Origin of the sequence: Streptoalloteichus hindustanus (assembly GCF_900129375.1) — a bacterium.
GTDB classification, from domain to species: domain Bacteria; phylum Actinomycetota; class Actinomycetes; order Mycobacteriales; family Pseudonocardiaceae; genus Streptoalloteichus; species Streptoalloteichus hindustanus.
The window spans coordinates 160,572-173,737 of record NZ_FQVN01000009.1 but is presented as its reverse complement, the minus strand read 5'-3'; the positions used below and the strand labels follow the sequence as shown (position 1 = coordinate 173,737).

Sequence of the window (13,166 nt, the reverse complement as noted above, 5' to 3'; positions counted from 1 at the left end):
GCTGTGGGCGTGACGACGGACGTGGTGCGCGCCCCGCTGCGGGCCGAGGTGCTGCGCGAGCAGCTGGTCGACCAGAACCGCTGGGCCGCGCTGGACGTGGTGGACCGGACGGGGTCCACCAACAGCGACCTGGCCGAGGCGGCGCGGGCCGGAGCCGCGGACCGGACGGTGCTGATCGCCGAGGAGCAGACGGCCGGCAGGGGCCGGCAGCAGCGGAGCTGGACCTCGCCGAGGGGCGCCGGCCTCTACCTCAGCGTCCTGTGGCGGCCCCGCGGGGTGCCGGTGCCGAGGCTGGCCTGGTTGCCGCTGCTCACCGGGCTGGTGCTGGCCGAGGTGATCGACGAGCTGACCGGGGTCGAGGCCAGGGTGAAGTGGCCCAACGACCTGCTGGTCGGGCCGAACCGGGCCAAGTGCGCCGGCGTGCTCGCGGAGGTCGTCGCCGTCCAGCCCGAGCCGGCCGTGGTGGTCGGGGTCGGGCTCAACGTCAGCCACCGCGTCGACGAGCTGGTCACCGGCCCCGGCGGGCTGCGGGCGACCTCGCTGGCGGTGGAGGGGGTGACCGGGGTGAGCAGGGAGCAGGTCGCGATCGCCTTCCTCCGGCACCTGGCCACCGCCGAGGCGCAGTGGCGGGAGGCGGCCGGCGACCCGGTGGGCGGCGGGCTCCAGGCCGCGTTCCGGCAGGTCTGCGCCACCGTCGGCCAGCAGGTGCGGGTCGAGCTGCCGGACGGCGTGATGCTGCACGGCACGGCCGTCGACGTGGACGCGGACGGCCGCTTGGTGGTCCGCGAGGCCTCGGGCACGCTGGTGCCGGTCTCCGCGGGCGACGTCGTGCACGTTCGGCCGGTCGGGTAGCGCGGCGGATCACGTCGCCGAACCGGCTCGTCCTCCCCGGACGGGGCACCCCTTCCCGGGTACCGTGAGCGCCCCAGGAGGGTGCGTCGGTACCCGGAGGGAGCGTCGTGGCCTACCCCGACAGTCTGCTCAGTGACGGTGAGCTGGTCGTGGTGCACAAGCACCCGCACTGGAAGACCCTGGTCGCCCCCGTGCTCGCCTTCCTGCTCCTGGTCGGAGCCGGGCTCTACCTGGCGGGACTGGTCAGCGACCTGTCCTGGCACGTCGCCGGCTGGATCGGGCTCGGCGCGCTGGGCGGCCTGCTCGTCGTGTGGCTCTCGCTCGTCCCCCTGGTCCGCTGGCGCACGACCCACTTCGTGGTCACGACGCAGCGCGTCATGTACCGGGAGGGCGTGCTGAGCCGCAGCGGGATCGACATCCCGATGTCGCGGATCAACAGCGTGCGCTTCCAGCACGGCCTGATCGACCGGGTCTTCGGCTGCGGCACCCTGGTGATCGAGTCCGCCTCGGACGAGCCGATCGAGTTCGACGACATCCCGCACGTGGAGCAGGTGCACTCGCTGCTCTACCGGGAGGTCAACGACAACCCCGACGACGACTTCTACCCGCACGCCGGCCACCAGCCGCGCCGCTCGTGAGCGCGCGGCGCCCCGTGCCGCCGGCGGCCGCGCTGGCGTGGGCGGAGGGGCGGCCCCTGCTGGCCTGGCGGTGCGACCGGCCGTGGCTGGCGATCTCCTCCGGGCCGCACGGCGGTGGGCTGGGCCGGCGGCGGTGGGTGCTGAACGCCACCGTGTGGCGGGACTACGACCGGGAGGACCCGGACGCGCACGTCGCGGAGCTGGCCGCGGGGCTCGGGTTGCGCGGGCCCGGCTCCGGCCTGCTGACCGCGGTCGACGTGCGGCACGTGGTGTCGGTGTCCGACCAGGGCGTCCGGGCCGACGTCACGACCGGCGTGGGCTACCCGGTGTGGGCCGCCGCGCCGGCGACCGCGCCGGCGGACCAGCTCGTCGCCGGCACCATCAACGCGGTGTGCTGGCTCCCGGTCCGGCTGACCGAGGCGGCCCTGGTCAACGCGGTCGCGACCGTGGCCGAGGCCAAGGCGCAGGCGTTGTTCGACGCGCGTTCCCGGCACCGGGACCTGCACCGACGCCGTGGTGCTGCTGTGCCCGACCTCGGGGCCCGCCGAGTCCTACGGCGGCCCCCGGTCGCGGGTCGGGTCGGCGCTGGCCAGGGCGGTGCACGGGGCGGTCAGGGCCGGTCTGGCGGTGCCGGACCCCAGGTTCCGGCCGGCCTGACCGCCCGGCCCGTCACTCCGGTCCGGCGGTGCCGAACAGGCCGATGAAGGTGAACCGCAGCACGCACTCCTCGCCGCCGTCCTCGGTGGCGCGGTTCGCGGTGCCGGTGATCTCGACCAGGCCCAGGCCGGGGCGGCTGCGGGAGCGGCGGGCGGAGAGGACCTCCAGCCGGCAGCGCAGCACGTCGCCGGCGAAGACCGGGGCCAGCCAGGACAGCTCCTTGCCCCCTGGCGAGCCCTGGGAGGTGGAGTCGGCGAGCACGTGGTCGAAGTACGCGCGCATCCAGAGGGACGCGGTGAACCAACCGGACGCGGCCAGGCCGCCGAGCACCGAGCGCCGGCCGGCCTCCTCGTCGAGGTGGAACGGCTGCGGGTCGAACCGGCGGGCGAAGGCGAGCATCTCCTCCCGGTCGACGACGACCTCGCCGAGGTCGACGGTCCGGCCGGGGGTCAGGTCCTCGAAGGCGTAGTGGGCCACGGCCCGATCCTGGCATCCGACGACCGGGTGACGGGAGGGGAGAAATCGCGGGACGGGCGCGGCCTCGGGGGCGTCGCGCCCGCCCCGCAGTGAAGGGTCTGCGGAAGTTAGGTAAGGCTTACCTTACTCACTTCTGTTCTCCGCCGACTCGTCCGATCGGGGGACAGCCGGCACGGTCGGCGGAATTCCCCGTCCGCGGCGGAACCAAACCCCCCGGTTTCGGCGTCGAACAGCCGACCCGTGTCCATGCCTGGTAGCCCGTCAGACCGGAGGTGGCCGTGCCGACCGACCACCACGCCCAGGTGGAGGAGCTGCTCGCGTCCTACCGACGCGACCGCGAGCGGCTGGCCTCCGTGCACCGCGCTCTCGCGACCGTCCGGGAATCCGCCACCAGCGAGGACGGCGCCGTCACCGCGACAGTGGGCCCCGGCGGCGCCCTCGTCGACCTGACCTTCACCGACGACGCCTACCGGCGGCACCGCCCGGACGCGTTGGCCCGACTCGTCGTGCGGCTCGTGGCGTCCGCCGCCGCGTCGGCCGCCGAGCGCTCCGAGCGGACCGTCGCCGAGCTGCTGCCCGTCGACGCCGACCCGGGCGCGGTGCTCGCCGGCACCGGCGACCTGCGGCCCGAGGAGCTGGGGCGGGACGAACCGGGGCCGGCCGGGCCGGCGTCCGCCCCGACCGGCCGGCACCGGGCCGACGGCCACGACCTGGACGAGACCGACAACACGGACCGCACCTGGTTGCAGTCCTCGCACGGGGGGAGGCCGGCGTGAGCGCAGACGGGTTCCGCGCGGACCACGAGCTGCTCGCCGACCGCGCCCGCCAGTTCGAGGGGTTGGCCGGACGGGCGGGCGCGATCGCCGAGGAGCTGGCCGCGACCCTGGCCGCCACGGGCGCCTGCTGGGGCGGCGACGAGATCGGCCGGAGCTTCGCGGCCGGGCACGAGGGGCCGGCCGGCGACACCGTGGGCCGGCTCACCGCCCTGGCCGGTCAGCTCGGCGCGGTCGGCGAGCGGTTCGCCGCCACCGCGCGCGACTACCGCGCGGCCGAGGACGCGGCGCTCGACGCCGCCCGCGCGGTCGGCCACGGGCGCTAGGAGGCGGGCGATGGGCATCGAGCTGCCGGCGGAGCTCGCCGACGTCGCCGCCGCGGCCGGCGTGCGGTGGCCGCGGGCCGACGAGGACGCCATGCGGGAGCAGGCGAGGGCGTGGCGCACCGCCGCGTCTCGGATCAGCGGCCTGTCCCGGGACGCCGACGGGGTGGCGCGGGAGGCGGCGGGCGCCATCGACGGCGACGCCGCGCGGGCCGCGCGCCAGCACTGGGAGGAGTTCGTCGCGCCGGACACCGGCCACCTGTCGGCCGTGGCCAGGGACTGCCACGCCGCCGCGGACCGCCTGGAGCACGCCGCCGACCAGGTGGGCGCGGCCAAGGTCGAGATGGTGCGCCAGCTCGTCGGCCTGGCCAGGAACCGGGACGCGGCCGAGCAGGCGGCGTCGGCTGGCCACCCGCACGCCCTGCTCGGCCTGGACACCGCCGTGCGCGGGACGGCGACCAACGTCGCCGCGCTGCACGACGTGCTCACGAGGGCGGTCCAGCCCGGGAGCGGGGTGAGCGTCGCGGACCTGGCGTTGCCGGTGTCGCCGCACGGCCAGGGAGCCGCCGGTGGGGCGCCCGGGCTCGTCGAGGGGCTTGTCGGTGGTGGTGAGCGGGTGCTGCACCAGACCCTCGACAGCGCACAGGGCGCTGTGGCGGGCAGTGCCGACACTGCCGTCGGCGTCACGGACACCGCGCTGGGAGCTGCCAGGGGTGCCGCGGGCGGAGCCGTCGAGCTCGGAGTGGGGGCAGCGCGCACCGGCGCGGACGCGGTCACGCAAGGCGCGGCACACGGTCTACACGGTCTCGACCAGGCGAGGGGCTCCCTCGGGCCGGTGCCCGGCCCGGCCGACGACCTGTCGCTCGGAGACGAACAGGGGCCGGGGCGAGGCCGGGGTCCGGCGGATCTCCGCCGGATCGACCCGGACAGCACCGGCCCGGTGCCCGGGGTGGCCGCCGTCGTGCGCGGCGTGGACCAGCGGGTGGGCGAGGTGGCCGGAGCGCTCGGGCCCCACGCCACGGATGGGCCCGCCACGCGTCCGGGCGAACCCGGGCTGGGGGGCGGACCGGGACCGGGCGGCGGTCACGGACCGGGAGGTGGACCCGGCCTGGGCGGTGGCCACGGCGGCGGGAACCGGCTCGGCGAGGGACCGCCCGCGTCGGCCCCGGTCGAGACGCCCGCCGTGGTGGGCCAGGCCTGGGCGAACGTCTCCGCCGGCGTGCCGGCTCAGGCGGTGGTTCCTCCCGTCGATCTGGCACCGGCCGGGCCGGCGGGTGGCGCGGTGCCTCCGGGCGGACCGGCGCAGGGCGTTCCGGTGGGCCCGCCAGGGGCCGCGCTCGGACCGGTGGCGGGTGGTGGCCTCGGGGGTGTTGGCTCCGTGGGTGGCGCCGGTCTCGGTGGTGGTGCCGTCCCGTCTGGTGTGGGCGCTGGTGCCGGTGCTGGGGCTGGGGCTCAGCCCGGCGGACTCGGCGCTGGACAGCAGCCCGCGGGCGGGGTTGTCGGTGGGAACCCGCCCGCTGCTGGTCAGCGGCCCGGGGGCGCGCCGCTTCCGGTGCAGCAGCCCGCGCAGCCGGGACAACAACGCCCCCCTGTTCCTGTGGACCGTCCGGGCGTTCCGGTGGAACGACCCGGCCTTCCCGCCGAACGGCCGGGTGTCGATCTGCGTCAGGTCGGGCGGCCGCCGGCGTTCACCGCGCCGGCCGTGCCAGCCCCCGCGCCGGGGCCGACCCCTCCGCTGATCTCGGCGAACGCCCAGCCGAGCCCCGGAGCGCCGTCGCCCCAGCAGCCGGCAGTGGGCCAGGCTTCCCCGGGCAGGCCCCCGGTCGGCGGCCACCACCCGGGCGTGCCGCAGCCCGGCGTCGGGGGGCCACCGGTGCCAGGGGCGCCCGCCAACCCGCCGCACGCCGGAGTACCGCATTCCGGTGGTGACTCCCCAGCCGGACCGGGTGCGCCCGCCGGCCCCTACGGGCTCGCGGCCGGCCCCGGCGCGCCGTTCGGCTCGGTCCCTGGTCCTGCCGTCCCCTACCCGGGGCAGCCGTGGGAGCTGGCGCCGCACGCCCCGCCCGCCGCGACCGACGGTCCGCCGACCCGGCCCGGCCGGCGGGACGAGCAGGTCATGGCCTTCTACCTGCACATGTTCCCGATCGGGCACATGCCGAAGGTGGCGACGCGGCCGGCGCGGCAGCTCCGCGCCCCGGCGTCCGAGGCCGACTTCGCGTCGGGCCTGCGGTTCGCGCCGCAGGATCACCCGATGGCCGGCATGGTCGAGGACGCCGAGGCGCTGCGCCGCACGCGGGCGGGCGACGTAGCGCCACGTCCCGGGTCGGGCGTGCCGTTCGACCACCCGGACGTGCAGGCGCTCACGGCCGACTACGAGCCCCTCGGCGACGTGTCGGACCGGGACTGGCCACGCCGGTTCCTCGTGCGGCCGGCCGACCCGGCGAACGGGCGGCAGGCGGAGTACAACTGGCCGCCGTCGGAGATGTTCCCGGAGGGCGGCCTGGAGCCGGGCGAGCCGTGGGTGGTGGACGAGGGCGCCGTGCTCGACCGCTTCGGCGGACCCGAGGGCCGGGTGTTGGCCGAGGCGGGCACGCCCTTCCGGTTCCGCTGCCTCCCGCCCGAGCACCTGCACCGCGGTTACCACCGCTACCGGGTGCTGCGGGCGCTCCCGGTCTGGCGGGCCACGGCCGCCCCGTGGTTCGGGCAGCCCGGGGGCGGCGACCGCTACCGCGCCACGTACCCGGTCGCGGAGCTCGTGGCGATGGGCTACCTGGAGGAGATCGCGCCGGAGGGCCCCGGGGAGGGCGCCACCCCGGGCGGAGGACAGGACGACGTGCGCGGTCAGGGCGAGCGGGGCGACGCGCCCGCGCCTGGCGGCCGGGGCGTCGCGACGGAGGGGCAGACGTGAACGCGGAGTCCGTGCTGAGCTGGCTGGAGTCCCTCGGCGTGCCGCCCGGGCTGGTGTCGGTCGGCGCTGAGGCCGACGACGCCTGGTGCCTGGTGCGGGACGACAACCTCGGCGAGGACGGCGAGCCGGCCTGGGAGGTGTACTGGCGGGAGCAGGGCAACCGCTACGACTGGGCCCGCTTCTCCAACGAGCAGGTCGCCTGCTTCTACCTGTTCGGCCGGTTGGCGTGGACGCAGGTCGTGCGGGGGCAGCTCCGCCCGGCCGAGTGAGTCCCCGGGCCCTGCCGTCCAGGGGTTCAGCGGAGACTGATGTCCGTCGGGTGATCAACGGGATGCTGTTCGGGACCGGGACCGGGACCGGGACCGGGACCGGAGACGCGTGACGGGACCTTGAGGACAGCCTCCAGCGGGCGGAGCGCTGCTCGCCGTCAGGGCGCGGTGCCGCGCAGGCCTCAGGGAAGGCAAGTGGCCTGTTGGCCGCGGTGGCTCAGCGCGCCTTGAGCACGTCCAGCGCCGTGTCGTGGAGGACGCCGTTGGACGACAACGCCGACCCGGTGTCGTAGCGGGGGGTGCCCGTGAGGTCGGTGAACCGGCCGCCGGCCTCCTCGACCAGGACCTGGACGGCCGCCACGTCCCACGGGTTGACGATCGGCTCCGCCGCCAGGTCGATCACGCCTTCGGCCACCAGGCAGTGCTGCCAGAAGTCGCCGAACGCCCGGTTCTCCCAGCACGCGTCGACCAGGGCGAGATAGGACTCCCGGGAGTGGTGCTCCACCCACGAGCCGAGGTGGGTGGTGGAGAGGTAGGCGTCGCCGAGCTCGGTGACGCCGGATACCGCGAGGCGGCGGCGCGTGCCGTCCAGGTCGCTCGTCCAGGCGCCAGCCCCGCGCGCTGCCCACCACCGCCGGCCCAGCGCCGGCGCCGAGAGCACGCCCACCACCGGCGTCCCGGCGTCCACCAGGGCGATCAACGTGGCCCACGCGGGCACCCCGCGCAGGAAGTTCTTGGTGCCGTCGATCGGGTCGAGCACCCACGCCCGCCCGGCGCCGACCTCGCCGCCGCGCTCCTCGCCGGCGACGGCGTCCGCCGGCCGCTCCGTGGCGAGGGCCACCCGCACCGCGTCCTCGACCGCGACGTCGGCGTCGGTCACCGGCGTGCGGTCGGGTTTGCGCTCCACCCGCAGGTCGCGGGCCCGGAACCGGGCCAGCGTGATCGCGTCCGCCGTGTCCGCCAACCGGAGGGCGAGGTCCAGGTCCTCGGCAAGGGTGGTCACCGGGGCATGCTCGCACGCCTACTCTTGACGCCGTGAGCGTGGTGCTGCTGGCCGAGGACGATCCGGCGATCGCCGAGCCCCTGTCCCGGGCGTTGCAGCGGGAGGGCTACCAGGTGCTCGTGGTCGGCGACGGTCCCGCCGCGCTGCGCGAGGCCGAGAACGGGGTGGCCGACCTGCTGGTGCTGGACCTCGGCCTGCCCGAGCTGGACGGGCTGGAGGTGTGCCGGCGGCTGCGCGGCGCCGGGCGGGACCTCCCGGTGCTCATGCTCACCGCCCGCGCCGACGAGGTCGACTTCGTCGTCGGCCTGGACGCCGGCGCCGACGACTACGTGGCCAAGCCGTTCCGCCTGGCCGAGCTGATGGCCCGCATCCGCGCCCTGCTGCGCCGGCGGATGCCTGAGGCGGTCGAGGTCAACGGCGTGCGCATGGACCTGGCCGCGCGGCGCGTGCAGGTGGACGGACGTGAGGTGCAGTTGGCGAACAAGGAGTTCGAGCTGCTGCGGGTGCTGATCCAGCACGCCGGGCAGGTGGTGAGCCGCGACGAGATCCTCACGACGGTGTGGCACGACCCGGAGCTGAAGGCCAGCAAGACCCTGGACATGCACATCTCCTGGCTGCGTCGCAAGATCGGTGACGGCAACGGCAGAGAACGACGCATCTCCACGGTCCGCGGTGTCGGCTTCCGCTTCAACGCCGACTAGCCCCACCGGCGAGGGACCGGCGTTGCGGCGACGAATCCTGTTGGGGACCCTCCTCGCGGTCCTGGTGACCGCGGTGGCCCTCGGCCTGCCCCTCGGCTACACCGCGATGCGGGTGGTCGAGGACATCACCAGGGCCGAGCTGAAGAACCGCGCGCAGCAGATCGCGGCGACGATGGACAACCAGCTCGCCACCCTGGCCGAGGTCAACCTGGAGGAGGTGAAGCTGGCCGTGCCGCAGGGCGGCCGGCTGGTGGTCACCTCGCGCACCTCCGGCGAGGAGCGGTACGGCGTCGACCCCGGGCCCGACGCCCTGGTCGAGACGGTCCCGATCGTGCACGAGGGCCGGGTGGAGCTGTCCGCCCCGTCCGGCCCGCTGCGGAACTCCCAGACCGAGGTCGCCCTGCTCGTGGGCCTGCTCGTGGTGCTCTCGGTCGGCGTCGGCATGATCGTCGCCTCGCTCACCGCGCACCGCATGGCCGAGCCGCTGCGGCACGTGGCCCGGCGCGCCGCCCGGCTCGGCGCCGGCGACTTCCGGCCCGACGCGAAGCGGCACGGTGTGGCCGAGCTGGACCGGGTGGCCGAGGCGCTGGACGCCTCGGCGACCGCGCTCGCCCAGCTCCTGCAGCGGGAGCGCAACCTGGTCGGCGACGTCTCGCACCAGCTCCGCAGCCGGCTGACCGCGCTCCAGCTCCGGCTGGAGGCGCTGGCGACGCACCCCGAGCCGGCCACCGCCGACGAGGCGCGGGCCGCGTTGGAGCAGGCCGAACGGCTCTCCGGCGCGCTCGACGAGCTGCTGGCCTCGGCGCGGGCGGCGCGTCAGGTCGGCGCCGAGCCGCTCGACCTCGCCGAGGAGCTGCCGGCGATCGGGGAGGACTGGCGGGAGCCGCTGCGGGCCGGCGGCCGGGTGCTGCGCCTGCGGGTGCCGCCCGGGCTGCTGGCCAGGGCCACGCGTGCCCGGCTGCGCGAGGCGATCGGGGTGCTGCTGGACAACGCCCTCCGGCACGGCGGCGGGACGGTGACGTTGTCCGCGCGGCGCGGGGAGGGCACCGTCGTCGTGGAGGTCACCGACTCCGGCCCCGGGGTGCCGGACGAGCTGGTGCCGCACATCTTCGAGCGGGGCGTGTCGGGCGCGGGCTCGACCGGGGTCGGCCTGGCGTTGGCCCGCGCGCTGGTGGAGGCGGACGGCGGTCGGCTGGAGCTGAACTCGCCGCGCCCGGCCACCTTCTCGGTCTTCCTGCGGGTGGCGCGGGCCGACGACGTGCTCGGCGTTCCCTGGCGCGCCGACGCGACCCCGCGCTGACCGCCGAAGGCGACGGCGGTCTCCCGCTCGGTTCGGGTGGGAGAACGGAGAGGGGCGGTGTGCGGAGAACCGCACACCGCCCCTGTCCGAGTCCGACGCGTCAGGAGTGCCCGAGTTCCTCGACGGTCGCGTCCTCCTGCACGCTGCCCCGCCGGGAGCGCCCGTTCTCGTCGGGGAAAACCCACTTCCGGTAGGCCCAGAACCGGAACACCATCGCCACGAGGGTTCCGACGATCTGCGCGCTGGCGAAGTCCGCGATCTCCTGGACCAACCGGCTCACGTCCGGTTCCTGGAGGTCGAAGACGTAACGGGAGACCCACAGCGGCGCGGCGTTGAGCGCCAGTCCGATGCCGTTGAGCACGAAGAACAGCGCGGCCTCGTGGTGCCGCTCGCGCCCGCCGCGCTCCCGGAAGGACCACTCCCGGTTGAGGATGTACGACACGATCGTCGCCACCAGCGTGGCGAGCACCTTCGCCGTGACCGGTTTGGGCGAGAGGATCGTGGTCTTCAGGAGGAAGAAGATCGCGGTGTCGATCACGAAGGTGGTTCCGCCGACGATGGCGAACTTCAACAGCTCCCGGTGCTTGTAGGCCACTTCCCGCAGTCGGGGCGGGATTCGGCTCATCACGGTATCGGCGACGGACACTCCGATGAGTGTACGGAGACCGACTTGATCGGTTCCCGCAACCGTCATTCCCCGCTGGACGGCGTGATTCTCGTCGCAGTTCTCCGGTCAGCGCGGGGCGAGCGGGTCGCAGGGCCGGTCGCCCTGGGCCAGCGCCAGCGAGGGATCGGTCGGCTCCTGGCACCGCACCGCGGGCGTGGCTCCCGCCGGGGGCCCGGGGGCGGGCGCGGTCGACGACGGAGCCGGCGTGGTGCTGGGCGCCGGTGTGGTCGTCGGGGCCGGTGTCGTGGTCGCCGGCGGGTTGGTGGTGGGCGGGGGGTTGGTCGTCGGCGGCGGCCCGCTCGTCGTGGGCGTCGGCTGGGCGGGCGGGGACGTGGTCGAGGGGCTCGGCCGGACCGCGTCGCTCGGGCTCGGGGTGGGCGCCGCCGGCCCGTCCGTCGGTCTCGGGCCCGCGGGCGAGGTGGTCGGCGTGGTCCGGGGGTGGGCCGGGCCGGCGGGCAGGCGCTCCGGCGTGGCGCGTGCCGTGTCCGGCTCGTCCGGGCCGCCGTGCTCGACGGTGACGGACCGGTCGGCGGCGGCGTCGCCGAGCCGCGCGGCGACCCGCACGAGACCGCGGGTGTTCCAGCCCACGAACCACGTGGAGAAGCGGTACTCCTCGCCGGGGCGCACGTCCCTGGTGGCGGTGCACGTGATGGTGCGCCCGCTGTGCGCGCAGCCGGGCTGCACGGTGATCGGCGGGAGCTGCCACGGCGTCTCCACGGTGACCGTCGGCCGGCCGGTGACGCCGCCGGTGTTGCGCGCGGTGATCTCCAGGCGGGTGGCCGGCGGCAGGCCCCACCGCACGACCCGGACGTCGAGGTCGACGCCGTGCCGGCGGGACGGGACGGTGAGCCCGACGGTGACCGGCATGGCCGCGGTGGGCCCGCTCCGGACGTCGCCGGTGATGGTGCCGTCGCTGACCTGGGGCCCGGCGGCGAGCAGCAGGGTGAACGTCATCTGCTCCTTCGCGGCCAGGCCGCGGTCCGCGACGCACTCGATGTTGCCGGTGCAGCTCACGGTGGGTGGTGTGGCGGCGCCGTCGGTTGGCCCGGCGGCGAGCAGCCGCGCGGTCGAGGGGCGGGACTGGGAGGCGGTGACGCCCTCCGGCAGCGCGAGGGTGAGCCGCACCGGGTCGGACGGGCTGTCGCCGGTGTTGGTCACCGTGATCGGCAGCTCGACGCTCTGGTCGGGCCCGAGGGACACCGAGCTGGGCGCGCTCAGCGCCAGGCTCGGCACCGGCTTCGCCGGGTCCGGGGGCACGGGTGGCCCGGGGGCGTCGTCGGGAGGCGCGACGTCCTGGGGCGGTGGCGCCGGGGCCGGCGCTGGTGCTGGCGCGGGGGTCTGCGGTTCCGGTGCGGGCGGGTTCGGTGGCGCGACCGGTGGCGGGGCCGGCGTTCGCGGAACCACCGGTGGCGGGGTGACGGACGACGGCTCGGAGGAGCTGGGCGCCGGCGGCGGGGCGACCGGGGGCGCCTGCCCGGTTCTCGGTGGCGGCGGCGGTGGCTCGGCGAGCCGCAGTTCGATGCCGGCGGGGCCGGCCACCAGGCCCACGGCCACCACGATCGCCAGCGCGGCGGTGGAGGCCGCCGTGCCCGCCGCCTGGCGGGGCAGCGAACTGGGTGGACGGGCCGCTCCGCCGGTGTTCGTCGTGGGTCCGCCGGCGGTGGTTCCGGTGGCTGTGGTGCTGGTGGCGGTCGCGGCAGCGCCGCCCGCCCCGCCCGCCGGCTTCGCCGCGGAGGCGAGGTAGGCGGTGGCCGCCCCGCCCAGCACGATCGGGGCGACGAACGCGCGCAGCGCGCCGTTGACGTCGGCCAGCTCCGCGGCCAGCGCCCGGCACTGCTCGCACTCGTCGAGGTGCTTCTCGACCTGGGCGGTCTCCCGTCGGGACAGGCCGCCCCGGGTCCACGCGCCGAGCCGGTCGACGGTGGCGCGGCACCGCCGGCCACCGGTCTCGGCGAGGTGCACCTGGAGGTAGGCCTGCCGCAGCCCCTCGCGGGCGCGGTAGGCCAGCGCGGACACCCCGTTGGGCGTCAGCCCGAGGAGGGGGGCGACCTGGGCGGGGGACTGTCCTTCGATCTCGGTGTGCCACAGCACCGCCTGCCAGCGCTCCGGGAGCCGGGCGAACGCCTTCGCGGCCAGCGAGCGCTCCAGCCCGGCCACGGCCGTGTCGCGGAACGGGACGCTGGTCAGGGCGGGTGGGGCGACGGCGGTGACGTCGGTGCTGTCACCGGACAGCGCGACGCGGCGCTCCCGGCGCGTCCGGTCGTAGGCGGTGTGCCGGACCGCGGTCAGCAGGTAGGCGCGGAACGCGGTGTCCGGGCCGCCCCCTGTACGGAGCGTGTCCAGCACCTTGGCGAACGCCTCGGACACGAGGTCGTCCGCCTCCGCCGACGAGCGGGAGAGTTGGCGGGCGAGGTTGTGGGCTGCGGTGACATGTCGCTGGTAGAGCTGGCCGTATGCGTCGACGGTTCCGCCTCGGACGGCCGAGATCAGTTCGCCGTCGCTGGGGCCGTGGACGTCCGCGGAGGCAGTGGACACCCGGTTCCTCCCCTCTCCTGCTCGCTCAGTGTGACGAACGGGACCGGATTTCGTCACGCCGAA

Annotated in this window: 13 protein-coding genes; 9 read left to right on the top strand and 4 right to left on the bottom strand. The window is 76.1% G+C overall.

Annotated elements, in window-relative coordinates:
* The first annotated feature begins 9 nt into the window (after window positions 1–9).
* From BUE43_RS25430 to BUE43_RS25420, 3 genes are all read left to right on the top strand, one after another.
* Window positions 10–852, top strand: coding sequence for a biotin--[acetyl-CoA-carboxylase] ligase (locus BUE43_RS25430; protein WP_234995914.1), 843 nt, complete (start codon window positions 10–12; stop codon window positions 850–852).
* Between the two features lie 107 nt (window positions 853–959).
* The gene (locus BUE43_RS25425) at window positions 960–1,490 is read left to right on the top strand and encodes a PH domain-containing protein (protein ID WP_073487802.1); all 531 of its coding nucleotides are present in this window, start codon (window positions 960–962) and stop codon (window positions 1,488–1,490) included.
* Window positions 1,487–2,194, top strand: a complete 708-nt coding sequence (locus tag BUE43_RS25420) for an adenosylcobinamide amidohydrolase (RefSeq protein WP_456114875.1) — start codon at window positions 1,487–1,489, stop codon at window positions 2,192–2,194. The genes BUE43_RS25425 and BUE43_RS25420 overlap by 4 nt, the downstream gene beginning before the upstream one ends.
* Here the strand turns inward: BUE43_RS25420 and BUE43_RS25415 are convergent.
* Window positions 2,160–2,624, bottom strand: coding sequence for a MaoC family dehydratase (locus BUE43_RS25415; RefSeq protein ID WP_073487799.1), 465 nt, complete (start codon window positions 2,622–2,624; stop codon window positions 2,160–2,162). The genes BUE43_RS25420 and BUE43_RS25415 overlap by 35 nt on opposite strands.
* 278 nt (window positions 2,625–2,902) lie before the next feature.
* Between BUE43_RS25415 and BUE43_RS25410 the strand changes: the two genes are divergently transcribed.
* The 4 genes from BUE43_RS25410 to BUE43_RS25395 are packed head-to-tail and all read left to right on the top strand — an operon-like array spanning window position 2,903 to window position 6,897.
* Entirely contained in the window at window positions 2,903–3,400 is a 498-nt protein-coding gene (locus tag BUE43_RS25410) for a YbaB/EbfC family nucleoid-associated protein (RefSeq protein ID WP_073488108.1), read from the top strand.
* Window positions 3,397–3,723 carry a hypothetical protein gene (locus tag BUE43_RS25405; protein ID WP_073487797.1) on the top strand — a complete coding sequence of 109 codons (327 nt, stop codon included), beginning with the start codon at window positions 3,397–3,399 and terminating at the stop codon, window positions 3,721–3,723. The genes BUE43_RS25410 and BUE43_RS25405 overlap by 4 nt, the downstream gene beginning before the upstream one ends.
* A 10-nt stretch (window positions 3,724–3,733) precedes the next feature.
* Window positions 3,734–6,628: a glycohydrolase toxin TNT-related protein gene (locus BUE43_RS35665; protein WP_073487795.1), complete on the top strand. Its 2,895-nt coding sequence runs from the start codon at window positions 3,734–3,736 to the stop codon at window positions 6,626–6,628.
* On the top strand, window positions 6,625–6,897 hold the full coding sequence (locus BUE43_RS25395; RefSeq protein WP_073487793.1) for a hypothetical protein: 273 nt from the start codon (window positions 6,625–6,627) through the stop codon (window positions 6,895–6,897). Before BUE43_RS35665 ends, BUE43_RS25395 begins: the two co-directional genes overlap by 4 nt.
* A 217-nt stretch (window positions 6,898–7,114) precedes the next feature.
* On the opposite strand, the gene hisN is transcribed toward BUE43_RS25395, so the two are convergent.
* Entirely contained in the window at window positions 7,115–7,900 is a 786-nt protein-coding gene (gene hisN, locus BUE43_RS25390) for a histidinol-phosphatase (RefSeq protein ID WP_073487791.1), read from the bottom strand.
* Window positions 7,901–7,932: 32 nt separating this feature from the next.
* On the opposite strand from hisN, the gene BUE43_RS25385 reads away from it, so the two are divergent.
* Both BUE43_RS25385 and BUE43_RS25380 read left to right on the top strand, forming a co-directional pair.
* Window positions 7,933–8,601 carry a response regulator transcription factor gene (locus BUE43_RS25385; RefSeq protein WP_073487789.1) on the top strand — a complete coding sequence of 223 codons (669 nt, stop codon included), beginning with the start codon at window positions 7,933–7,935 and terminating at the stop codon, window positions 8,599–8,601.
* Window positions 8,602–8,623: 22 nt separating this feature from the next.
* Window positions 8,624–9,901 (top strand): sensor histidine kinase, encoded by a 1,278-nt coding sequence (locus BUE43_RS25380; RefSeq protein ID WP_073487786.1) that lies wholly within the window; start codon window positions 8,624–8,626, stop codon window positions 9,899–9,901.
* A 100-nt stretch (window positions 9,902–10,001) separates the two neighbouring features.
* On the opposite strand, the gene BUE43_RS25375 is transcribed toward BUE43_RS25380, so the two are convergent.
* Window positions 10,002–10,547, bottom strand: coding sequence for a GtrA family protein (locus BUE43_RS25375; protein ID WP_073487784.1), 546 nt, complete (start codon window positions 10,545–10,547; stop codon window positions 10,002–10,004).
* Between the two features lie 87 nt (window positions 10,548–10,634).
* Window positions 10,635–13,103: a sigma-70 family RNA polymerase sigma factor gene (locus BUE43_RS25370; protein ID WP_073487782.1), complete on the bottom strand. Its 2,469-nt coding sequence runs from the start codon at window positions 13,101–13,103 to the stop codon at window positions 10,635–10,637.
* Between the last annotated feature and the right edge of the window lie 63 nt (window positions 13,104–13,166).

Coding starts and splice junctions, on each gene's coding strand:
- BUE43_RS35665 (WP_073487795.1), top strand. CDS start 3,734: ATGGGCATCGAGCTGCCGGCGGAGCTCGCCGACGTCGCCGCCGCGGCC.